Origin of the sequence: Bacillus halotolerans (assembly GCF_001517105.1) — a bacterium.
Classification (GTDB): Bacteria; Bacillota; Bacilli; order Bacillales; family Bacillaceae; genus Bacillus; species Bacillus halotolerans.
This window is the reverse complement of the sequence record NZ_LPVF01000008.1, coordinates 53,764-75,771: the sequence shown is the minus strand read 5'-3', so window position 1 is coordinate 75,771 and position 22,008 is coordinate 53,764. Positions and strand designations below refer to the sequence as shown.

24 protein-coding genes are annotated in these 22,008 nt (G+C 44.5%); 6 read left to right on the top strand and 18 right to left on the bottom strand.

Annotated features, from left to right (window positions below; genetic code table 11):
- Positions 1–63 precede the first annotated feature (63 nt).
- Together comA and AU387_RS02965 are read left to right on the top strand one after the other, a co-directional pair.
- Positions 64–708 (top strand): two-component system response regulator ComA, encoded by a 645-nt coding sequence (gene comA, locus AU387_RS02970; protein WP_024122680.1) that lies wholly within the window; start codon positions 64–66, stop codon positions 706–708.
- Between the two features lie 17 nt (positions 709–725).
- Entirely contained in the window at positions 726–1,106 is a 381-nt protein-coding gene (locus AU387_RS02965) for a hotdog fold thioesterase (RefSeq protein WP_059334753.1), read from the top strand.
- Between the two features lie 38 nt (positions 1,107–1,144).
- On the opposite strand, the gene mnhG is transcribed toward AU387_RS02965, so the two are convergent.
- The 7 genes from mnhG to AU387_RS02930 are packed head-to-tail and all read right to left on the bottom strand — an operon-like array spanning position 1,145 to position 6,913.
- Positions 1,145–1,519 (bottom strand): monovalent cation/H(+) antiporter subunit G, encoded by a 375-nt coding sequence (gene mnhG / locus AU387_RS02960; protein ID WP_024122678.1) that lies wholly within the window; start codon positions 1,517–1,519, stop codon positions 1,145–1,147.
- The gene (locus AU387_RS02955; protein ID WP_024122677.1) at positions 1,503–1,787 is read right to left on the bottom strand and encodes a Na(+)/H(+) antiporter subunit F1; all 285 of its coding nucleotides are present in this window, start codon (positions 1,785–1,787) and stop codon (positions 1,503–1,505) included. The genes mnhG and AU387_RS02955 overlap by 17 nt, the downstream gene beginning before the upstream one ends.
- Positions 1,787–2,263 (bottom strand): Na+/H+ antiporter subunit E, encoded by a 477-nt coding sequence (locus AU387_RS02950; protein WP_044158941.1) that lies wholly within the window; start codon positions 2,261–2,263, stop codon positions 1,787–1,789. The genes AU387_RS02955 and AU387_RS02950 overlap by 1 nt, the downstream gene beginning before the upstream one ends.
- A gap of 5 nt (positions 2,264–2,268) precedes the next feature.
- Complete coding sequence (locus AU387_RS02945) at positions 2,269–3,750, bottom strand: Na+/H+ antiporter subunit D (protein ID WP_059334751.1); 1,482 nt, start codon at positions 3,748–3,750, stop codon at positions 2,269–2,271.
- The gene (locus AU387_RS02940; protein ID WP_044158938.1) at positions 3,743–4,084 is read right to left on the bottom strand and encodes a Na(+)/H(+) antiporter subunit C; all 342 of its coding nucleotides are present in this window, start codon (positions 4,082–4,084) and stop codon (positions 3,743–3,745) included. Before AU387_RS02940 ends, AU387_RS02945 begins: the two co-directional genes overlap by 8 nt.
- A complete protein-coding gene (locus AU387_RS02935; RefSeq protein WP_024122673.1) occupies positions 4,084–4,515 on the bottom strand; it encodes a Na(+)/H(+) antiporter subunit B in 432 nt (143 codons plus the stop codon). The genes AU387_RS02940 and AU387_RS02935 overlap by 1 nt, the downstream gene beginning before the upstream one ends.
- Positions 4,508–6,913, bottom strand: a complete 2,406-nt coding sequence (locus AU387_RS02930) for a Na+/H+ antiporter subunit A (protein WP_059334749.1) — start codon at positions 6,911–6,913, stop codon at positions 4,508–4,510. The genes AU387_RS02935 and AU387_RS02930 overlap by 8 nt, the downstream gene beginning before the upstream one ends.
- A gap of 234 nt (positions 6,914–7,147) precedes the next feature.
- Between AU387_RS02930 and AU387_RS02925 the strand changes: the two genes are divergently transcribed.
- Complete coding sequence (locus tag AU387_RS02925) at positions 7,148–7,363, top strand: hypothetical protein (RefSeq protein WP_044158933.1); 216 nt, start codon at positions 7,148–7,150, stop codon at positions 7,361–7,363.
- A 36-nt stretch (positions 7,364–7,399) separates the two neighbouring features.
- Here AU387_RS02925 and maeN read toward each other — a convergent pair whose 3' ends face one another.
- The 7 genes from maeN to maeL form a co-directional block, all read right to left on the bottom strand.
- Positions 7,400–8,746: a sodium/malate symporter MaeN gene (gene maeN / locus AU387_RS02920; protein WP_024122670.1), complete on the bottom strand. Its 1,347-nt coding sequence runs from the start codon at positions 8,744–8,746 to the stop codon at positions 7,400–7,402.
- A 153-nt stretch (positions 8,747–8,899) separates the two neighbouring features.
- Positions 8,900–9,859 (bottom strand): guanosine ABC transporter permease NupQ, encoded by a 960-nt coding sequence (gene nupQ / locus AU387_RS02915; protein ID WP_059334747.1) that lies wholly within the window; start codon positions 9,857–9,859, stop codon positions 8,900–8,902.
- A complete protein-coding gene (locus AU387_RS02910; RefSeq protein WP_059334745.1) occupies positions 9,860–10,906 on the bottom strand; it encodes an ABC transporter permease in 1,047 nt (348 codons plus the stop codon).
- Positions 10,899–12,431, bottom strand: coding sequence for an ABC transporter ATP-binding protein (locus AU387_RS02905; protein WP_059292649.1), 1,533 nt, complete (start codon positions 12,429–12,431; stop codon positions 10,899–10,901). The genes AU387_RS02910 and AU387_RS02905 overlap by 8 nt, the downstream gene beginning before the upstream one ends.
- A gap of 132 nt (positions 12,432–12,563) precedes the next feature.
- Entirely contained in the window at positions 12,564–13,643 is a 1,080-nt protein-coding gene (nupN, locus tag AU387_RS02900; RefSeq protein WP_044158926.1) for a guanosine ABC transporter substrate-binding protein NupN, read from the bottom strand.
- A 471-nt stretch (positions 13,644–14,114) separates the two neighbouring features.
- Positions 14,115–14,822, bottom strand: coding sequence for a two-component system response regulator MaeM (maeM, locus tag AU387_RS02895; RefSeq protein ID WP_024122665.1), 708 nt, complete (start codon positions 14,820–14,822; stop codon positions 14,115–14,117).
- Entirely contained in the window at positions 14,815–16,416 is a 1,602-nt protein-coding gene (gene maeL / locus AU387_RS02890) for a two-component system sensor histidine kinase MaeL (RefSeq protein WP_059292650.1), read from the bottom strand. The genes maeM and maeL overlap by 8 nt, the downstream gene beginning before the upstream one ends.
- Positions 16,417–16,593: 177 nt before the next feature.
- On the opposite strand from maeL, the gene AU387_RS02885 reads away from it, so the two are divergent.
- Entirely contained in the window at positions 16,594–17,151 is a 558-nt protein-coding gene (locus AU387_RS02885) for a YufK family protein (RefSeq protein ID WP_024122663.1), read from the top strand.
- 17 nt (positions 17,152–17,168) lie between these two features.
- Here AU387_RS02885 and AU387_RS02880 read toward each other — a convergent pair whose 3' ends face one another.
- From AU387_RS02880 to AU387_RS02870, 3 genes are all read right to left on the bottom strand, one after another.
- Entirely contained in the window at positions 17,169–17,582 is a 414-nt protein-coding gene (locus tag AU387_RS02880) for a thiol-disulfide oxidoreductase DCC family protein (RefSeq protein ID WP_044158923.1), read from the bottom strand.
- A gap of 20 nt (positions 17,583–17,602) precedes the next feature.
- Positions 17,603–19,477 (bottom strand): transglycosylase domain-containing protein, encoded by a 1,875-nt coding sequence (locus AU387_RS02875; RefSeq protein WP_082687824.1) that lies wholly within the window; start codon positions 19,475–19,477, stop codon positions 17,603–17,605.
- 92 nt (positions 19,478–19,569) lie between these two features.
- Positions 19,570–20,778, bottom strand: a complete 1,209-nt coding sequence (locus AU387_RS02870; RefSeq protein ID WP_348650179.1) for a multidrug efflux MFS transporter — start codon at positions 20,776–20,778, stop codon at positions 19,570–19,572.
- On the opposite strand from AU387_RS02870, the gene AU387_RS21895 reads away from it, so the two are divergent.
- The gene (locus AU387_RS21895; RefSeq protein ID WP_044160312.1) at positions 20,681–20,884 is read left to right on the top strand and encodes a hypothetical protein; all 204 of its coding nucleotides are present in this window, start codon (positions 20,681–20,683) and stop codon (positions 20,882–20,884) included. The two genes, AU387_RS02870 and AU387_RS21895, sit on opposite strands and share 98 nt — an antisense overlap.
- A 77-nt stretch (positions 20,885–20,961) precedes the next feature.
- A complete protein-coding gene (gene kapD / locus AU387_RS02865) occupies positions 20,962–21,579 on the top strand; it encodes a 3'-5' exonuclease KapD (RefSeq protein WP_024122659.1) in 618 nt (205 codons plus the stop codon).
- Positions 21,580–21,605: 26 nt separating this feature from the next.
- On the opposite strand, the gene kapB is transcribed toward kapD, so the two are convergent.
- Positions 21,606–21,992: a kinase-associated lipoprotein KapB gene (gene kapB / locus AU387_RS02860; RefSeq protein WP_059334744.1), complete on the bottom strand. Its 387-nt coding sequence runs from the start codon at positions 21,990–21,992 to the stop codon at positions 21,606–21,608.
- Positions 21,993–22,008: the final 16 nt, after the last annotated feature.

The following is a 22,008-nucleotide window of genomic DNA, read 5'->3' as shown; positions in this document are numbered from 1 at the left end:
CGACTTGGCAGAAGCCAAGTCTTTTTTATAAAATGGAAATGAGTGAGTAAAAGGGAGGAAAACATGAAAAAGATACTAGTGATTGATGACCATCCGGCTGTCATGGAAGGCACCAAGACAATTTTGGAAACGGATTCGAATTTGTCTGTTGATTGTCTCAGTCCTGAACCCAGCGAACAGTTCATACACCAGCATGATTTCTCATCATATGATCTCATCTTAATGGATTTGAACTTAGGCGGCGATGTCAATGGGATGGAGCTTTCTAAACAGATTTTACAAGAGAATCCTCATTGTAAAATTATCGTATATACCGGTTATGAGGTCGAGGATTATTTTGAGGAAGCGATTCGTGCGGGTCTGCACGGCGCCATCAGCAAAACCGAATCAAAGGAAAAGATCACCCAATACATATATCACGTGCTCAACGGAGACATTTTAGTCGATTTCGCTTACTTTAAACAGCTGATGACTCAGCAAAAAACAAAGCCGGCCCCTTCCTCTCAAAAAGAACAAGATGTGCTCACACCCAGAGAATGCCTGATTCTTCAAGAAGTTGAAAAAGGTTTTACCAACCAAGAAATTGCAGATGCGCTTCATTTAAGCAAGCGGTCCATTGAATACAGCCTGACGTCGATTTTCAACAAGCTTAATGTCGGTTCCAGGACGGAAGCGGTGTTGATTGCAAAATCAGACGGTGTGCTTTAAATAAGGGAGTTAAAACTATGGATATGAAACATACATTGCTTGGCGCGCTGGGAATTGAAATTGTAGAAAGCACAGCGGAACGCTGCGTGGCAGTGATGCCGGTGGATCACCGGACCGTCCAGCCCTTTGGTTATTTGCATGGAGGCGCTTCAGTGGCTCTTGCGGAAACTACGGCGAGCGTGGGTGCCCAGCATCTAATCGATTCTCGTACACAAGCTTGTGTCGGTTTGGAGATTAACGCCAATCATTTGAAATCTGTCAAGGAAGGAACGGTAAAGGCGGTAGCCGAGCCTGTTCATAAAGGCAGAACGACCATTGTGTATCAGATTCACATTTATGACGAGCAAGAGAGGCTGATCTGTATATCCAGATGCACGCTGGCTGTCATCACAAAATAAAAAAACAGCCGGAACTCTGCCTGTCCGGCTGCTCATTTTTATAGGTAAGAATCCTCTTTTCGTTTAATCACAAAGTTTCTGATGCCGTTATAGTCATCCTGTACACTTCTTTCATCCAGCTTGACACCAGAGTTGTACGCAGCTCGGCAGATCAAGTGTCCCCCGACCGGCGTCGTAATAAAGATAAAGAAAATCCCGAGCAGAATTTTTGCTGATATCTCTCCTGTTATAAACCACAAAAAGAAGAAGACACCGAGCAGAATCATATTTACCCCTAACGTTGAGCCTTTAGAAGCAGCGTGAGAGCGTGTGTACATATCGGGAAGGCGAAGCGTCCCGAAGGAAGCCGCAAGACAGATTAGCGCCCCCATTAGGATCAATATCGCCACTGCTATTTTAGCGATCACGATCATTTTCGATAATCTCTCCTTTCTCTAAGAACTTAGAAAACGCAATGGTTCCGATAAAAGACAAAATACCCAGCAATAATATGATATCAAGAAAAATACTCGTATTCAGCAGGATGGAGACAAGCGCTGTCATCGCTATCAGATTAATGCCGATTGCATCCAGAGCCACAACCCGGTCAGGAACAGTCGGCCCTTTGATGACACGAACGACATACAACAGGGTGGACACCGCCATAATGCCGAGCGCGATTTGAAGGATTAACGTAAACATCAGCGGCTCACCTCCTGTATGGCTTTTTCAAATGACTCACGAATATCAAAAATCGCTTTTTCCGCATCCTCAATATCCATCGCGTGAATATAGAGAATGGTCCGGTCATCGGAAATATCCATGACCAATGTTCCCGGCGTTAATGTAATAAGCAGTGAAAGCAGGGTGATTTCCCAATCCTTTGTCAGCTCTGTTTTAAATGCGAATATGCCTGGTTTGATATCCAGTTTTGGTGACAGGACTGTTTTCAGCACACTGACGTTGGCAAGGTATAATTCCCTTATAAAGATCAAAAAAAGTTTGATAATCGAAAACATTTTCCATAGATAAAACGGATGAGCAAGGAAGCGCCGGAAGAAGAAGAGAGAGATCATTCCCAGGATAAAGCCTGTGATGAATCCGGCAGCGCTTGCGTCATTGCTCAGGAACATCCAGCAAAAAGCGAGAAACACATTTAATAAAATTTGAAATGCCATGCGATCTACTCCTTCAAAACAGCTTCAATATATTTTTCCGGATTCAGCAAAGTCTCGGCCGCTTGATCAACGTACGGTGACACCCATTCTGTACCTAATCCGAAGAGAAGAGACAGGAAGAGAAAAATAGCTGCCGGATATAGAAGCCCTTTAGCTGTTCTAAGATTTTGCTTTGGTGTTTCTTTTTCTTCGCCCCAAAACGCATGGATAAAGATTCTTAACACGGAATACAGGACGAGCAGGCTTGAAAGCAGGATCAGCATGGAAATCGTAAATTCACCTTCAGCGAAGCCGCCTTCTGCAATTTTAAATTTGCCTACAAATCCGCTGAGAGGCGGGATGCCGGCAAGAGATACAGCCGACATGAAGAACATCCATCCCAGAACGGGGTATCGCTTGATCAACCCGCCCATTCGTTGCAGGCTTGCTGTGCCTGTCAAAGCGATCAGCGTGCCTGCCAGCATAAATAATGCGCCTTTAATCAGCATGTCGTGAATCAGGTAGTAAATCGCACCTTGAATGGATGCGGGCGTTTGAACTGCAACACCGAACAAAATAACGCCGACAGCGGTAATAATATTATAGATCACGATTTTCATGACATTCTGATAGGCAAGTGAACCGATGACACCGAAGATGACAGTGAGAGCCGCGAGCCATATCATCAGCTGGTGGGTAAACGCTGTATCATGAATGAAAATCAGTGTGAACACTCTTGTGATCGCATATAATCCGACCTTGGTCAGCAATGCGCCGAACAATGCGGAGATGGCTGCCGGCGGCGCGTAATAAGAGCCGGGAAGCCAAAAGTAGAGAGGGAAGATCCCGCCCTTCATACCAAACACGATGAGTAACAGGACACCGATTACAGTAATCAGCCCAGTTTGTCCGGATTCGCTGATTCTCACACTTAAATCCGCCATGTTTAATGTGCCGGTCACCGCGTATAAAAAGCCGACGCCGATGACAAACAAAGCTGATGACACGATATTAAACACAATGTATTTAAGCGATTCCCGCAGCTGAATTTTTGTGCCGCCTAATACAATCAGCATATAAGAAGCAATAAGCAGAAGCTCGAAAAATACGTACATATTAAATAAATCGCCTGTTAAAAACGCTCCGCTTACACCAGCCAGCAAAAACTGCACGGCGGAGTAATAAAAGGCACGTTCCCGTTTTTCACCGATAGAACGGAAGGAATAAAGCACAACCAATAAGCCGATGACTGCTGTGGTGAGAACAAGCAGGCTGGCAAATTGATCTGCAACAAGCACAATTCCGTAGGGGGCTCTCCAGCCGCCCAAACTCAGTGTCTGAATGCCGTTTGTAAAAACAGTCTGTACGAGTAAAACGCTGATCACAATCCCGAGTGCGGATGCCGCAGTGCTGAAGATCCGCATGAGCATGATGTGTTTGTTCATGAAAATCAGCAGAATGGCGGACAGGAGCGGGATCAGAATTGGCAATATAACAAAATTATTCATGTTGATCATTTCCCCTCATTTGATCCATATCGTCCGATTTCAATTCCTGATAGGCCCGAAACGCCATGACGAGGATGAAGGATGTAACTCCAAATGAAATGACAATAGCCGTCAAAATCAGGGCTTGCGGAAGCGGATCGACAAATGACTTGGCATGCTCGCTCAAAATCGGAGCGGCGCCTTCTTTTAATCCTCCCATAGTTAAAAGCATTAAATGAACGCCGTGGCTCAAAAGCGCTGTTCCGATAATGACCCGAAGCAGGCTTTTAGACAGCAGCAAATACGTAGCAGCCATAAAAATAATACCGGCTGTAACAGCCATTAAGATTTCCATTATTCTTCCTCTCCAATCGTTTGAATAATGGTCATCGTAATGCCTACGACAACAAGATAAACACCTAAATCAAAAAGCGTCGCCGTGGCAAGCTCCGTTTTCCCTAAAATCGGCAGATGAAAGTAACCGAATGTGTGGGTTAAGAAGGGCGCCCCGAAGACAAAGGAGCCAACTCCTGTTAAGACAGCGAGCAGAAGACCGGCTCCCGCGACGTAAATGAAATTAACCGGCAAAATGGAACGCACGGTTTTTAAATCATAAGCCAAGAGCAATAGAACGATGGAAGAGGACGTGATCAGTCCGCCGACAAAGCCTCCTCCAGGGGCGTTATGCCCCGATAAAAATAAATAGAAAGAGAAAAGCAAAATGATAAAGGATACAAGCTTTGTCACGGTTTGAAGAATCAAGTCATTTGTTTTTTGTTCATTCACCGCTTTTCCCCTCCTCTTTTACTTTTGTTTTAATCATGCTGTAAATGCCGAGAGCGGCAATCGTTAATACCGTAATTTCAAACATTGTATCAAAGCCCCTGAAATCAACGAGAATGACATTGACGACATTATCTCCTCCGCCAAGATCGTGGCTGTGCTTTGTAAAGAAGGAGGCGATACTGTCTTTTGTCCGCTGGCTTGAGGATGCAATACCGAGCAGGGTGACAATAATGCCGACTCCTAAAGCAATGATAAAGTTTGTCATTCGGAACGTTCTCGTTTTCTTTTTCAGCCGCAGTTTCGGCAAATGATAGAAACAAAGCAGAAACAGGGCGACGGAAATCGTCTCAATGACCAGCTGGGTCAAAGCCAAATCGGGCGCTCTGAAAATAACAAAAAACAATGCAAGCGTATAACCGACAACACCAAGTGAAATAATTGCCGTCAGTCTGGATCGGGCGAATACAGTCGCCGCTGTCGCGCTGATCATGACAAGTGTCAGAATCATTTCGTATATGCCGATTTTCGCCATACCCTCAGTTGTAAAGGAAAATCCGCCTTTCAAAACGAGAGCCCCGCTCATCAGAATGATAAATCCAGCGAAGATATACAGAAGATAATCCCGCAAAAATCCGGTCATATATTGTTTTGTCACTCGATAAGAGCCTTTTTCCATGATGGTCAGGAGCTTCTCGTATAACCGATTGAGCGTGAGTTTCGATGGAAACAGCTTATAGATCCCTTTCCACTTGTTTATCGTCAAGTATCCGATCGTACCGACAGCGATAATGCCCAGTGTCATCAGAACTTCAGCTGTAAACCCGTGCCATTGCGAAATATGAACATGAAACTTCTCATGGCTGTCCAGCAGTGTCGGATAGATTGAATTCATCGCAGGCTCTATCAAGCTGTAGGACAATATATTCGGGAAAAAGAAGAGACTGACAGCGAGCGCAACAAGAATGACAGGTGATACGAGCATTCCAATCGGCGCTTCATGAGCCTGTTTTTCGAGTTTTTCAGGCTGATAATTGCCTTTAAATGTTTTAAACAGCAGTTTCATGCTGTAGATAAATGTAAACACACTTCCTGCCCAAGCGAGGACAGGGAACAGCGCTCCCCACGTCTGTACGTTGAACAAATCGACATGTGTCACACGAAGCATGCTGGTGAAAAACATTTCTTTACTCAAAAATCCGTTAAACGGCGGGAGACCAGCCATTGAAAATGTGCCAATCAAGGAAATCGTAAATGTAATCGGCATGATCCCCATCAGTCCGCCGAGCTTTCTGACGTCCCGCGTGCCTGTTTCATGATCAATGATGCCGACTGCCATAAACAAGCTTCCTTTAAAGGTAGCATGGTTGATGAGATGGAAAATGGCAGCCATGGCGGCAACTGTGTAATATTCTGTATGGCCGTAATGCAGGGCTGCAGCGCTGACACCAAGCATCGAGATGATCATGCCGAGCTGGCTGACGGTTGAAAACGCCAAAATGGATTTTAAGTCGGTTTGTTTGACGGCATGGAATGAACCCCAAACCATGGTGAAAATCCCGACGAGAGAAACAATCCAAAACCACTGAGCTGAAAAGGCGAAAATAGGGCTGAATCTTGCAATCACATAAATTCCCGCTTTGACCATCGTGGCTGAATGGAGATACGCGCTGACGGGCGTCGGCGCTTCCATGGCGTCAGGCAGCCAAATGTAAAAAGGAAACTGGGCGGACTTTGTAAATGCGCCTAGTAAAATCAAAATCATCGCCGGAATAAATAGATCATGGCCGGCAATCAACTGAACCTGATTGATCATTTCTCTGATACTGAATGAATCTGTGATCAGATAAAGGAGAATGAATCCTCCCAGCATACACAGTCCGCCGCTTACCGTAATCAAGAGCGATTTTGCGGCGCCGTAGCGAGATTTTTCACGCTTGTACCAATATCCAATCAGCAAAAAGGACGAAAGGCTGGTAAGCTCCCAAAACATGTAGAGAACCATGACGTTGTCAACAAGAACAACACCGAGCATAGCCCCCATGAACATTAATAAATAGACATAAAAAGGCCCAAGCTGTTCTTTTTCTTTCGATAAATAAAAAATACTGTAAAGAGTGACCAACGAGCCGATCCCTGTTATCAGTAAGGCGAATAGCAGTCCGAGACCGTCTACATAAACGGTAAAGTTAATGCCTAATGAAGGAATCCACTCCAATACCGATCGTAATGTTTCTCCCGACTGAGTCATTCTGATCATTGGAAGAAAGTATATAAACAGCAAGACGGGCAGGATCAGAACAAACCAGCCCGTATGCACTCTTTTTGCGTATTTTGCCAGAAAGGGAATGATAAAAGCAAATACAAAAGGCGATAAAATAGCAAAATGTAAGAGCTGCAAAGACAAGACCTCCTTTTCTTTAATTGAAACCTGTTCTATGTATAAATCATTAGAATATACGGTCAAACGACCCAGTCCAAATTATATCGCACTTTTTTGGAAGCCGCCATGCTTCAACCTGCCGCGAATGAATTTTACAAGTTCTTTTGACCTTAAAATAAGTTTAACAAAAATCAGGTCATTTGTATATTTAAAATCGCTCCTGATCAAGCTGTATGTAAGGAGCTGATCATGGTGAAGAGAAAGGTCCTTATGTGCTCAGGTTTATTCTGCTCGATATGTGCAGGGGCATTCATGCTGAATCAATATGACGGCCGTGCCCGTGTGGCAGACAATGATGATTGGGAACTGTATTTATTGGAGCACCACCTGTCAACTAAAATGAGTGAGGCGGAATCTAAGGATAGGCCGTTTGGGCCCAGGGAGTATATGCGGATTGTGACTAAATAAAAAAGAGTTCCGTCTTAGACGGAACTCTTTTTCTGATTATGAAGTGAAAAAGCGAAGTAAAATCGTCGCGCAAATGACAGTTCCAGCTCCGCCGAGGCGGGTAGAAATTTGGGCGAATGGCATAAGGCCCATTCTTCCTGAAGCGGACAAAATGGCGACATCTCCCGTTCCGCCGAGACCGCTGTGACAGCAGGTAACGATTGCGGATTCAACAGGGTACATGTTCATCAGCTTGCCTACAAAATATCCGGAAGAAATCATGGCAACGACAACTGAAATACAAATGATGACAAACGGAATAGATATCACAGACGCCACGTCATCTAAAGGGATAAAGAGAATCCCGAGGCCTACCATAAGCGGCCATGTAAAGCTTGATGAAATAAACTTATAAAGCTGGTATGCGCCATCCTCCATTTTTTTCGGAAGGATATTTGCATATTTGATTGCAGCTGCTGAAATAATCATTAAAATAGCGCCCGGTATGAAGATAAATTTCTCCAGTAAACCGCCGAAAATAAAAAACGTACAAGCGAGCAGGACTCCGGCTCCCATCAGTTTAAAGTCAATTTTAGCTTCAGCCTCTTTTTGATTGAAAATATCGTTCGCTTTCTTAGATTTGACGAGACGCCCATTGCCGTTTAGGTCAGGACGTTTTTCGCCCAGTTTTTTCATTAAAGCAGCACAGATAATAGCAAAAACGTTTCCAATGATAGCGGCAGGAACCAGCTGCGACACATACACATCAGCGGAAGACCCCAATATTTGCGAATAAGCAATCGAGAGCGGCAAAATTCCTTCCCCTATTCCCCCGGCAATAATCGGCACAACGACAAAGAAAAAGGAATCATAGGCACTGTAGCCGAAGATGAATCCGACGAGCACGCCGGCCGCAACCGCCGCAATTGTGCCCGCTACTAAAGGAACGAACATTCTGATGAATCCCTGTATTAAAACAGTTCTGTTCATTCCAAGAATGCTTCCTACAACAAGACAAGCGATATAGAAATAAAGAAAGTTAGACGTTTTCATTAAATTGGTTACAGCATCTAATGATGATGGATTCAACACATTATAAAAAACTAAAAAAGATGGCACAAACAAAGATAAAATAGCAGGACCGCCAATATCCTTTAAAATCGGAATCCGCTGGCCGATATCGCCAAGAAAGACACCTAAAATCATAATGATGGCAAAACCGCCCAGCATGTTTGCAGGCAGCTCGTTGTAATAGGCCGCAAGAATAATAATGACAGCTAATGCTGTATATAATGGGAGAGGAATCACGCCGATTTCCCAAGTCCATATTTTCTTAAACAGGCTTTTCTCCTGTGTGTCTTTGTGCTCAGGTAAAACTTCCTCTGTTTTGTGAATTGCTCCCATTGTCATACACCCCCATGTATTGTTTGTTACAGTCTACAAGAAAGCGCTAACAAAGAATATTTTTTTAAGTTAAATAATTAATAAACAACTAAAATAATTGGGTATTTTGGAGCAGGAAAAATCCCTGAGAAGCCGCTTCCCAGGGAGATATGGTTACCGTTTTCCTTTGATATAAGGCACACCATTTGCTTTTGGCCCATCTGCGCGCCCGATAAAGCCGGTTAAGGCGAGAATGGTTAATACGTAAGGGGCAATCAGCATATATACATTCGGTATGTCCTTAAAAAGAGGGAGCAGTGAGCCGATAATGCTTAAGCTTTGCGCGAATCCGAAAAACAGGGCAGCGCCGAGTGCGCCGATCGGATGCCATTTTCCGAATACAAGGGCGGCGAGTGCGATAAAGCCTTGCCCGGAAATGGTAGAGTGCGTAAAGTCGAGAGCAATCGTTGACGCATATACGCCGCCCCCGAGGCCGCCGAACAATCCGCTGATCATCACGCCGATATAGCGCATTTTGTAAACATTGATCCCCATAGTATCGGCCGCCATCGGATGTTCTCCGACGGAACGAATACGGAGGCCGAACGGGGTTTTAAACAAGATAAACCACGAAATAAAGGCCAGGACAATTGCGAGAATAGACGTATAATAGACATCTGAAAAGAAGATTTTTCCCAATACGGGGATGTCGCTCAAGCCGGGAATACTTGTTTTATAAAAAGGCTCGGGAATTTTGTCAGTTTGCGCTTTTCCGTAAATCAGCTTTACGATAAATAAAGTAGCCCCAAGCGCCAGCATATTAATGGCGACGCCGCTGACTGTCTGATCAGCGCGAAACGATATCGCCGCTGCCGCGTGAATCAGTGAAAACAGCGCGCCGGCTGCCATAGCGGCAATGAGCGAAAGCCAAGGTGCTGCGGCTCCCAATTCAGGGCCTAAAAATAAATTGAATAAAACACTGGTGAATGCTCCGATAATCATGAGGCCTTCAAGGCCGATATTGACGACGCCTGATCTCTCGGAAAATACGCCGCCGAGAGCGGTTAAAATAAGCGGGGCTGCGTATACGAGTGTGGCAGGGACAATGATTGATACAATCTGCAGAAAGTCCACTTAGTTCGCCCCCTTTTTCTTCAATTTATCCGCGACAAAACGAATGGCATAGCTTGAAGCAACAAACAGAATGATAATGGCAATCACAATATCGACAACCTCAGAAGGTACGCCTGATTCAATTGGCATATTTAATGCCCCGATTTTGAGGCCGCCAAGCAAAGCTGCCGCAAGCACAACACCGACCGCAGTGTTCCCGCCCAGAAGAGCGACGGCAATACCGTCAAAGCCGACGCCTGTAAATGCGCCTTTGACAGCTGCGTATTCAAACGTTCCCAGACCTTCCATGGCGCCTGCAAGGCCTGCAAAAGCTCCTGAAATGAGCATGGAGGTCATAATATTCTTCCGCACACTCATACCGGCGTACTGGGACGCGTGCTGATTGAATCCGACTGCCCGAAGCTCAAAGCCTTTCGTTGTTTTGTTAATCATAAACCACATAACAACAGCTGCGAGAAGGGCGATGACGATCCCCCAGTGAAGCCTTGAATAATCCGTAAGCTGCTCAAGAAACGGCGAGCGCAGTGAGGCCGATTCGTGAATTTTTTCCGTCTTATCCTGATTGTCTGTCATGACTTTTGAAATCAAATAATTGGTCATATGCAGCGCGATATAATTCATCATAATGGTGACAATGACCTCATGAACATAGAACCGTGCTTTTAAAAAGCCGGGAATAAATCCCCATAAACCGCCTGCTGCAGCCGCTGTGATCAGTGCAAGCGGTATATGAATATATGCCGGTCCGTCAAACACCGTTCCGACCCAAACGGCAGCTGTCCAGCCCACTAGAAGCTGTCCCTCTACCCCGATATTGAAAAGCCCGGTTCGGAACGCGAAAGCAACAGCTAATCCGGATAAAATATAAGGTGTAATCTGCCGGACGGTTTCCCCGATGTAATAGATTTCTCCAAATATTCCATTCCATAAAGCGGAATAGCCGCTGATCACACTGTATCCGCTCGCAAGCATAATAAGTGCGCCAGCCAGCAAGCCGAGCATGATTGCAATGAGCGGCATGAGTAAATGAGAGAGTCGTTTAACCATTTGCTTTCCCCGCTTCCTTTTGCGTGCTTCCCGCCATCAAGAGGCCGAGCTCTTGCTCAGTCGTATCCAGCGGATTGACGCTGGATATGATGCTGCCTTCAAAAATGACGGCGATTCTGTCACTGAGATTCATGATTTCATCCAGCTCAAACGATAGAAGAAGAACGGCTTTTCCGGCATCACGCTGTTCAATGAGTTTTTTATGGACAAATTCAATCGCTCCGACATCAAGACCGCGAGTCGGCTGGGCGGCGATTAACAAGTCAGGATTTCGGTCAATTTCCCTTCCGATAATTGCTTTTTGCTGGTTTCCGCCTGACAATGCCCGCGCGTGTGTATATTCATCGGGGGTTCTGACATCGTACTCACTGATCAGGCTGCGTGCTTTCTTATACATTTCGCCTTTATGTAAAACACCGAATGCTGAATAAGGCTTTTTGTAATAGCTTTGGAGCACGATATTCTCACCGATCGGAAAATCCAAAACGAGGCCGTGTTTATGGCGGTCCTGTGGAATATGCCCGATTCCGGATTCCGTTACTTTTCTCGGCGACAGGTTTTGTATCTGTTTTCCGTTTAAGGAAATAGTTCCAGACTCCGTTTTTCGGAGTCCTGTAATCGCTTCAATCAGCTCTGACTGTCCGTTTCCGTCAACGCCGGCTATGCCGACAATTTCTCCGGCATTGACAGAAAGCGATAAATTCCTTACAGCTTCTACTCCGCGAGTATCTTTTACAGTGATTCTGTCAATCGCCAGCACTTCAGATCCCGGCTGAGCCGCTTTTTTTTCTGTTTTGAACGATACCTCGCGTCCGACCATCAGACTGGCGAGCTCGTCTTGATTTGTATCCCGGACATCCAGTGATTTGATGCCTTTTCCTTTGCGGATAATGGTAACGCGGTCACAAACAACCATGATTTCTTTCAGTTTATGGGTAATTAAAATAATTGATTTTCCCTCATTGACGAGGTTCTTCATGATTTGAATGAGCTCTTTGATTTCATGAGGCGTCAGCACAGCTGTCGGTTCATCAAAAATCAGAATGTCAGCCCCGCGGTAGAGGGTTTTTAAAATTTCTGCACGCTGCTGCATGCCGACGGATATGTCAGCTACTTTTGCCTCGGGATTAATTTGAAGTCCGTATCGGTCGGAAATGTCCTGAACCTCTCGGACAGCCCGTTTTCGGTCAATCCGCCCGAGCTTTTTCGGCTCCTTCCCGAGAATAATGTTTTCAGCAACTGTAAATGTATCGACAAGCATAAAATGCTGATGCACCATGCCGATTCCGAGATCATTCGCTTTGTTCGGGCTGTTGATGTGCACCTTCTCACCGCGGACCCGAATTTCTCCCTTTTCTGGCTGATAAAGCCCGAAAAGGACGTTCATCAAAGTTGATTTGCCCGCTCCGTTTTCACCGAGCAGCGCGTGGATTTCGCCTTTTTTGACCTGAAGATTAATGTTGTCATTTGCGACGATACCGGGAAACTCCTTGCGTATATTGAGCATTTCAATGACATATTCCACAGAATTGACCGCTCCTTTTTTCAAGATGCTTTTAAATAAGAGACTGGCAATAGCAAAGCCGCAAGGACATGTGCAGCTTTGCTCTGAAAGAAAAACAAGGGATAAGGGCTCTTCTCCTTATCCCCGCGATTCTTATTCAGCTTTGAAATTTTTCAGCTCTTTCTCTGTTCCCGGCACTTCTAATCCGTCGATGATTTTTTTCTTCCACTCATCAACTGCTTTGATTACATCATCCGATAGGTTTTGTTTAGAGGAAGAAATGCCGACTCCGTCTTGATCAAGTCCGTATGTCAGCGTTTCTCCGCCGGGGAATTTGCCTTCGCTTGCTTTCTTCGTTAAATCTTCAACTGCTGTATCAACCTTTTTGACCATGGAAGTAAGGGTGACATTATCGTCTGTTCCTTCTACTTGGCCTTCTGCGTATTGATCTTTATCGACTCCGATCACCCAAACATCACGCTTCGGGTCTTCTTTTTTCAGGTTCTTGGCTTCTGTAAAGACACCTGTGCCGGTGGCGCCTGCGGAGTGGTAAATTACATCAACGCCTGATTTATACATGCTCTCGGCAGTTGCTTTTCCAACGTCCGCTTTATCGAATCCGCCCGCATACTTCACCTGGACAGTTGCGTCAGGTTTTACGGCCTGAACCCCTGCACGGAAGCCGACTTCGAATTTTTTGATTAACTCGGATTCCATGCCGCCCACAAATCCGATTTTTCCTGATTTGCTTGTTAAGGCTGCGGCCACTCCGACGAGAAATGAGCCTTCCTGCTCTTTAAACGTAATGCTTGCGACGTTGTCTTTATCGACGACTGCGTCAATAATCGCAAAGTTTGTATTTTTGCGCTGATCGGCGATTTCACTGATTGAATCTTCCATCAAATAACCAACGCCATAGATCAAGTTGAAATTCTCACGCGCTAATTTATTTAAGTTTGTTGTATAATCTGCATCTGATTTAGATTGCAGGTAGTCGTATCCGTTTTTTCCTTTTTCCAGACCATTATCTTTACCGAAGGCTTGGATGCCTTCCCATGCTGATTGGTTAAAGGATTTGTCATCCACCCCGCCAATGTCGGTGACCATCGCCACACTGAATTTGTTTTTGCCCTCACTGTTTCCGCTGCTTTTTTCGCTGTTTCCGCATGCTCCTAAAATGGTGCCCGCTGCGATTACAAGTGACATCGCCAATCCGATTTTGCGTTTATTCAAGATATAACCCCTCAGTAAAATTTGGCCTGAGCTGATCCGGTCAGTCATGAGATGGGATGCCTCACTCAATTATTAGAATCGATAAAATTTTCAGATAATAACAATTAGAATGAGCTGAGACAGTTCTGATCTTCCCTTAGTAAGTGTGGTGTGAGTGTTTCCTTCGAAAGGCGGGGAAGAGAAGGATGTTGAAGGTGTTCCTGGCGGAAAACCGTGACATCTCTTTCTGAAGTGTGACTTATGACTTAGTCTAGGGATCAACTAACCACTCATAATTTATCATTTTACTTACAAGAAATAAATAGAATTGCGCATTATTTTTTAAAAAATAAGTATTTTTAGAATTATATACTCAAATACGCAAAAAAGTCCTTTATTATTCTTGTATAGCTTATTGGCGAAAGGTTCAAGCACCTTGGCAAGAGATGTGACAGAAAAAAACGCACTGCTCGACATGAACAGTGCGTTTTTTTATAAATATTGCTTAATTCCGTTAAGGTTGCCTGTATTGACATTGTACTGAAACACCGGTCTTCCGATCGTTCCGTACGCCATTTCGACATTCAGAACCTGTATATCTTCAAGGAATTTTAAGTATTTTCGGATCGATACTTGAGATATTTCAGTATGATTTGCCAGGTCTTCTGTCGTAAAGGACTCGTTTTCAAAGGATTGAATGCTGGACCAAATCAGCTTCAGCGTGCTTTTTGTCAGCCCTTTTGGCAGGTGCACTTTTTCTGTCGCTTCCTTCTTATGAAACAGTTCCGCGTCCAATTCTTTTTGGCTCATGTTTCGATGGGTGGAATACACTTTTTGTTTTCGTCTGTAATCAGAAAGGGCAGTCTGAAAACGTTCAAATTCAAACGGTTTAATTAAGTAATCCACAGCTCCGTAACGAAGTGTTTTTTTGATGACGTCCAGCTCGCTTGCCGCAGAGATGACAATCACGTCAACCGCTTCATTTTGGGCTCTCAATTCCGTCAGCAGCTCAAGCCCGTTTTTGCCCGGCATATAAATATCAAGCAAAATGAGATCGATGTGATGCTCTCCTAAAATATGCAGAGCGCTTTGAAAGGAAGAGGCGATTCCTTTCAGCTGAAAGCCTTCTATTTGGCTTAAATATCGTTTATTTAATTCACCCACCATGGGGTCATCTTCAACTATTAGTACATTAATCATGGTTTTCCTCCTTCGGTTCGTACGGGATGCGAAGACTGAATGTGGTTCCTTCATTTTTTTCGCTGGTGATAATCATTTGGCCCTTTAAATTCTCCATGCTCTGCTGGGTGAAATAAAGGCCGAATCCCCGGTTTTTGCCCTTTGTTGAATAGCCTTGTTCAAATACCTTGGCTTGGTCTTCTTCGGACATGCCGGCTCCTGTATCGGTAATTTCGATGTCCAATATCTTGTCATGAAAACGCATGGACATCGTGATTTGTTTTTTCGGCATATTGGCAACAGCGTCCAAGGCGTTGTTGATGAGATTTCCGATAATCGTAATCAGTTCATGAATGACTGAAGGATCTGCTGCGTTTGGAATAACCCCGCTGCATTCAATATCGAGATTTGCGCCCTGCTCTCGTATGTAGCTCTGTTTTCCCAACAGAAATCCGGCCAGCACGGAGCTTTTGACATCATTTATGATTTCACTCGTTTCTGATTTTTGCTGAATGGCAATATCTTTAATATAATCTCCAAGATCATCGTACTCTTTCAGCTGGACGAGACCTAGTATCACATGCAGTTTGTTCATAAATTCATGAGACTGTGCTCTCAGTGCGTTTGCATACATTTTAACACCGGAAAGCTGTTCAGCTAAATGTTTTACCTCGGTTTTGTCCCGGAATGTCGCAATCGCTCCGACGGTTTGTCCTTTCAGCTGGATGGGCACTTCATTAAACACAAGCTCTAATCCGTTAATGCGCACATCTCTGTCTTGAAGAGGTTTTCGGGTCTCAATGACATTTTTCAGACGGCTCTTCGGCAGGATGTCATTGACATCCTGATCGACGGGATTTGTTTCTATGCCCATTTTGATGAAAAGGCGCTTTGCTTCCGCATTGGCAAGCTTGATTTTGCCGTGTTCGTCGACAGCGAGTATGCCTTCTTTCGTTGATTCAAGCATCGCACTCCGTTCTTGAAGAAGTGTCGCGATTTCATATGGTTCAAGTCCGTACATGATATTTTTCACCGTACGTGCAACGATAACAGCTCCGATGACGCCGACGAATATACTGACGCAAATAATAAAATAGAGCGGCCGTAAGCTGTGGCTGATGACTTCGTCAATTTCATTCACTGTGATGCCGACCGCAACGGCTCCGACTTGTTTTCCATTCTTGGCGTAGACAGGCACGAACGCTCTCTGCGATTTCCCAAGCGTGCCTGAGGCAGTGCTGATATGGACATGTCCTTTTAATACTTCGGCTTCATCTCCGCCCCTGAATTTTTTTCCGATTTTGCTGTGGTCCGGATGGGTTCTGCGAATGCCGTTCATATCCATGACAACGACAAATTCTGTGCCGGTAATTTTCTGGACGTCCAGTGTGTAGCTGAGCAGTTCCTTCTGGTTTTTTCCGCTCTCCAAAGCGGAGGCAGTAATCGGTGCGTCGGCAACCATTTCAGCCGTTTGCAGCGCTGTGTCTCTTTCCTGATCTCGTATCCTTTTAGAGGTTTGGGCACCGACGGTAAAAAAGGTGATGAGCAGTGCGATTAACACGACGATACAGACAAATATGGTGAGTCTGGTTTGCAGTTTTAATGTTTTTTTCATATAAAACTTCCTTACGTTTTATGATTCCTGCGTACTACTTTACTCTCAAAATGCCGCTTTGTGAAGATTTGGGACCGTAATTCGTAAAAAGGAGAAAAAATGGAATAATTTATCTTGTCAATGTGTTTTAAGTCCTCCATAATAAATGAGGTAGATTACAGAAAGGGACTTTTTTATATGAAAAATACTTATTTGACAGGATACTTTCCGCTGATTGCGATCCTGCTTTTTAGTTCGTCTTTATCCATTTCAACTTCACTCTATGCATTGAAGATGCTGTCTTCATTTGGAATGTACGATGGGATGCTTGATTACTTCTCAGAGAAAGGAATCAGACTTGCGTTATTTGCGGCCTTTGCACTTTTATATTTTATGGTTCTGTCCGCTCTGAAATTAATTGCAAATACCGTGACTGAGCTGTCACTGCTGTTTTTCGCAAATGATCCGGAAGGAAACAACCTGAAAACAGTCAGAATGGGCTCTATCATATATTTAGGCGGCGGGATCTTATCCTTTGTGCTATTGCAAAATGTCATCTGGATTGTGATCTGGTTTGCAGTTGTTACACTTGCTTACTTTGTGTTCGTTGTTTACCGGATTTATTCAACACTTTCTATCATGTCATTGGTCGGATTCATTCTGTTGGAACTGCTGTTTTGGTTTACATTTGTTATCGGTATTCTGTTCATATTTATCAAGCTTTATAATAGCATAATGGCTAGCTTACCTGTGTAAGCTAGCCATTTTTTCGTTTATGGTAAAAATCTATTTTTTATAGAAGGGGAGGGGAGCATACATTCATTTTTTTTGCCGAACCACTTATAGCGGTTTTTGGCAATAAAAGAATAGAGCATATCTCTGACAGGTTTCGGCACTGCAAAAAACAGGACGAAGAGCCGCCACGGGCCCCGCAGATGCCTGAAAACCTTTATGGCTGCAGTTGACTTAGTGTAAACCTGGCCGTCTTCAATAAAGACAAAGCTGTCAAAATGCTCAGTCGGAAGCCCGCTTTTTTTCAGCAGGCTCTGTCCTGTTTCCGATTGAAGCGATGCAAATGAAATCAAACCGTTTGGATCACGCTTTATGATAAATCGAACGGCACCGTTGCATAAGTTGCACACACCGTCAAACAGCAATACGCGATTTGGAATTTGTTTTGATGTCACTGCAGATCCCCTCCGATTCTTTAATAAGCTGCCTGCAGCGTTCCTTTCCAGATGGAAAGCTGAGGGCTGATACTGTGAAGGTATTCAACGCTGCTCGGTGTATCTTTTCCGACCCAGACACCCATTGTGTACGTATCTGTCAGGCCGACGAACCACATATCATGATAATCATTTGAGGTTCCCGTTTTACCGCCGATATAAGGCGCTTTGAAATATGCTTTTTTCCCTGTCCCGCTTTTGACAACGGAAGCCATCAGTTTTTTCAGCTGCATGTTTGTGCGGACGCTGAATATCTGTGTCGCTTTGTCATTCCATTTATAAATCGTTTTTCCTTTTAAATCCGTCACTTTTGTAATCGCGTGGCTCGGCGAGTAGCTTCCGCTGTTGCCGAATGTTGTATACGCCTTTGTCATCTCAAGAGGCGTCATGCCGTGTGTAAATCCGCCAAGCGCCGCCGGCAGAAGATAGTCGCTGTTGACAAGCTTTGAAAAATGATACGGCTCAATATAGCTGAATGCTTTTTGGATGCCAACACGGTCCAGCATTCTGATGGCCGGTGTATTATACGAGTTTTTAAACGCTGTATCGAGCGTTACTGTGCCGTATGTGCGGTTATTGTAGTTTTGCGGACAGTAGTCTCTGCTGCAAAATTTGCCGGCATCAATTGTGCTGCTTGCCGTCGCACCTGTCTGTTCAATATAAGGTCCGTAATCCAGAAGCGGCTTAATGGATGACCCTGGCTGTCTGTATGCTTGGTAGGCACGGTTAAAATCATACTTACGATAGTTTTTGCCGCCGGATAGAGCGACAACTTGATGCGTCTGGTGATTAATCACAGCCGCTCCGCCCTGTACGCCCGCATACGGAAGCTTCGAATTCATTTGTGCCACGACTTGATTTTGCATGTATGGATCAAGTGCGGTATAAATTTTTACGCCGTCTTTCAGAAGTGTGCTGACTCTGGCGGACAGCTCGTTTTCTATCTTGTCTTTTTGTTTTCCTGACGCTTTTTGAAGACGCTTATCAAAGCCTTCGGATTCAGACACTAGTTGAGTGAATTCATCATTTACGTAGGAAACGTAGTCCGGATATTTGTCTTCTTTCTCTTCGACATCCAGTTTGATTTTTTGTTTTACGGCTTTTTTCAGCTCTTTGTCTGTAATGACTCCGGCATTTTTTAACCCTTTAAGCAAGCGTTCTTGACGGCTTTTCGTGTAGTCAAAATGCTTGAGAGGATCATATAATGTAGGGTTATTAGGTATAGCGCAAATAAAAGCCATTTCTCCCAGTGTGAGAGATTTCAGCGGTTTGCTGAAATAGAATTCAGCAGCTGATCCGACGCCATAAACGCCGTTATTAAAATAAATCGTATTTAGGTAGGCTTCAAGAATCTCATTTTTCGTATACTTTTTCTCAAGCTGATAGGAGTACGCGAGCTCAGTCAGTTTGCGGCTGAAGGAGCGCTCATGGCTCAAATACAAGTTTCTTGTAAGCTGCTGTGTGATGGTGCTGGCCCCCTGGTCAATCTTTTTGTCCTTCACGTTGGAAGCGGCCGCCCGCACCATCCCCATAAAGTCAAAGCCTTTATGTTCGTAAAAATGGCGGTCCTCGGAAGTTAAAAATATCTGTTTGACTTCTTCGGGAATCTTCTTGAAGGGAACCAGCACACGGTTCTCATCATCGCTGACGATTTCCGAGACCAGAGACCCGTCCCTGTCGTACATGTAGCTGTTCTGAACAAGGCTGATCTCTTTCAAATCAATATTCTTATCAAGCACCTGATCCAGGGACTTCATTTGTTTTACTTCTTTTCCGGAAGCGATAACTGTAAATGCAAACAATGGGATTATGCAAAGGAGCAAAATCCATCCGATCATTTTTCGTAACATGGTCACTCTCTTTTCTCCTAAATTCTAGCCATATCGTACCATTCTTTTGAGTTTACGAGAAGGTTAAATTTAGAAGACTCCTCAATTTTTGCTGAGAATCAGCTTGCTTTGGCATACGATTCTTTTTGAAATTTCTTCATGATCCAAAGCAGGCAGGCACCTGCGAAAAAGAGAAATGCTGTGACATAAAAGGCTGCAGAGATATTGAAGTGACTCGAAATAATACCGCCGAGAAGAGGTCCGAGAACGTTTCCTAAAAAGCGAAAGCTGACATTGTAGCCGAGGACTTCTCCCTGGATGGAGCCGGGAGCCTGAACGCGGATCGCCGCCGTGATGCATGGCAGAAGGCCGCCCATCGCCATCCCGAATAAAAACCTGAAAACAAGCAGCACACTGAATGAAGAAGCGAGTGCCTGCGGAATAAAAAATAAAGAGGCGGCGATTAAAAGCCCGATTAAAATGCGGCGGTGGCCGTAGCGGTCTCCTAAATCTCCCCATTTTCTTGCCAGCAGCAAACTGCCGAGTCCGGTTGCCGAAAATGCCATGCCGGAGAAAAAGGCCAGATTGTCAGATCCGTGCAGCTCGTTTACATATAAAGCGAGCAACGGCTGGATACTGAAATTTCCTGTTTGAATCAGCATGGTTAACAGCATCATGACCCAAAGCGCGGGCTGGTGAAAAATATAGGAGAGCACTTCTTTTCTCGTATAAGACTGACGTTTATTTATCTTCTCTGTGAGCGGCTGTTCTTTGACCCCGAATAACACGAGAAGAACGGCTAAGAAAATCACAAAGGATGTGATAAAAAAGGTATACGTAAAACCGAAGTGGTCAGCAAGAACGCCTCCCAAAAGCGGGCCGAACAAGCTTCCGGACACTTGCCCCATTTGGAGCGTGCCAAGCGTTTTGCCGGCTGAGCTTTTAGGCGTCTGCGCGGAAATCATTGCAAGGGATGTCGGGATAAATCCGGTTACAAGCCCCATTGCCATACGCAGAAAAAACAATTGATAAACCGACGTGACAAAGCCCATTAATAAAATGCTGACGGCAATGCCGGTTCCGGTTGTCAAAAGGATTTTCTTGTAACCGCGTTTGTCTCCGAACCGCCCCCAGAATGGGGATACCAAAAAAGCCATTAAAAACGTAATGCCGAACACATAACCGCTCCACCTTTGCACAAAGCCGTTGGAAAAGGTGCTGAGCGTCTCAATATACAAGGAGAGAAAAGGGACGATCATCGTTGTGCTGGCTGATACAAAGAAATTCGCCAGCCACACAATGACAAAGTTTTTCTTGCGGATAGAAATAACATCACCTTCTTATTATTTCGGGTTCCTTACTAATTATAAAGAAACAGTGCACCATTTAAAAGAAACAATGCGGCTGGGAAAATTCATTATTTTTAGAAAATGAAGAAATGAAGAGAAGGAGAATTGATATACTATAAAGATAGCATTCTTCTGATCGGAGGAAAGGCAGGTGTGAAAATAGTGGAGGCAGGCAACTTACTCATTATTGATTTCGAATTTACGATGCCCGAAGGAAAATACAGTCCGCAAAATTTTTTTCCGGAAATCATTGAAGCAGGAATTGTAAAGTCGGTTAATGGTGAAGTAGTTGAGACGTTTTCGAGTTATATCAGGCCGAAAAAATTCCCCAAGCTGACGAAGCGCTGCAGATCATTTTTAAACATTACGCAAAACCAGGTAGATGAGGGGATGAGGTTCGAGGACTTTATCCGTAAATTAAATGAGCTTGATCCTGAAAAAAATTGCACGATCATCACGTGGGGAAACATGGATATGAAAGTGCTGAAGCAAAATTGTATGTTTAACCATATTCCTTTCCCTTTTAAAGGGGAGATGAGAGATTTATCGCTTGAATATAAAAACTTTTTTGGAGACCGGACACTGACCGGCTTGTGGAAGGCCGCGGAAGAGTATGGAGATAAAGGAACCGGCACCCATCATAAGGCGCTTGACGATGCTCTTACAGCCTATAAGCTTTTTAAGCTTGTCGAGCAGGATAAGCAGTATCTTGAAAAACCTAAACCGCCGACAATCGGCGAGAGGATTGATTTATCTGAACTGTTCCGGCGCGCCACATAAAAAACCCAATCTTTCGTCAGACTGGGTTATGGCCGGGTAAAGTATTCTTTTTCTAAAACGTCCAGATTGTTCAGGGAGCGCTTTGCCCATTCTGAATCATCTCCGGTCAGTTTGGCTCTCAGCTGTGCAACCGCTTCCCGCAAAGACTCGTTATAATCCGGCACTTCACTGTCATAGGGCTTCACCATATGATGGGGGATATTGGTCTGTTCGCCGAAAGCGAGCGCTCTTCTCTCATGGAAAAACGGCACATCTGCCTGTTTTGGATTGTGAAGGTCTCCTTGAGCGGGATGGGTAAGAACCGCCTTGATTTTGACTAAATAATGCTGCGGTCTGCAATCTGTTATTTCTCCTATGTATACACCTGTTTTGTAAAATCCTTTTACGATAGAGCCTTTCTCAAATGTACTCATCTGTTATCACCTCGCA

Excerpts from the sequence above, each read along its gene's own strand:
- AU387_RS02945 (WP_059334751.1), bottom strand. The coding sequence starts at position 3,750 with ATGAATAATTTTGTTATATTGCCAATTCTGATCCCGCTCCTGTCCGCC.
- maeM (WP_024122665.1), bottom strand. The coding sequence starts at position 14,822 with ATGATTAATGTACTAATAGTTGAAGATGACCCCATGGTGGGTGAATTA.
- AU387_RS02950 (WP_044158941.1), bottom strand. The coding sequence starts at position 2,263 with ATGGCATTTCAAATTTTATTAAATGTGTTTCTCGCTTTTTGCTGGATG.
- AU387_RS02940 (WP_044158938.1), bottom strand. The coding sequence starts at position 4,084 with ATGGAAATCTTAATGGCTGTTACAGCCGGTATTATTTTTATGGCTGCT.
- AU387_RS02885 (WP_024122663.1), top strand. The coding sequence starts at position 16,594 with ATGAAAAATACTTATTTGACAGGATACTTTCCGCTGATTGCGATCCTG.
- comA (WP_024122680.1), top strand. The coding sequence starts at position 64 with ATGAAAAAGATACTAGTGATTGATGACCATCCGGCTGTCATGGAAGGC.
- mnhG (WP_024122678.1), bottom strand. The coding sequence starts at position 1,519 with ATGATCGTGATCGCTAAAATAGCAGTGGCGATATTGATCCTAATGGGG.
- AU387_RS02910 (WP_059334745.1), bottom strand. The coding sequence starts at position 10,906 with ATGGTTAAACGACTCTCTCATTTACTCATGCCGCTCATTGCAATCATG.
- kapB (WP_059334744.1), bottom strand. The coding sequence starts at position 21,992 with ATGAGTACATTTGAGAAAGGCTCTATCGTAAAAGGATTTTACAAAACA.
- maeN (WP_024122670.1), bottom strand. The coding sequence starts at position 8,746 with ATGGGAGCAATTCACAAAACAGAGGAAGTTTTACCTGAGCACAAAGAC.
- AU387_RS02955 (WP_024122677.1), bottom strand. The coding sequence starts at position 1,787 with ATGTTTACGTTAATCCTTCAAATCGCGCTCGGCATTATGGCGGTGTCC.
- maeL (WP_059292650.1), bottom strand. The coding sequence starts at position 16,416 with ATGAAAAAAACATTAAAACTGCAAACCAGACTCACCATATTTGTCTGT.
- AU387_RS02965 (WP_059334753.1), top strand. The coding sequence starts at position 726 with ATGGATATGAAACATACATTGCTTGGCGCGCTGGGAATTGAAATTGTA.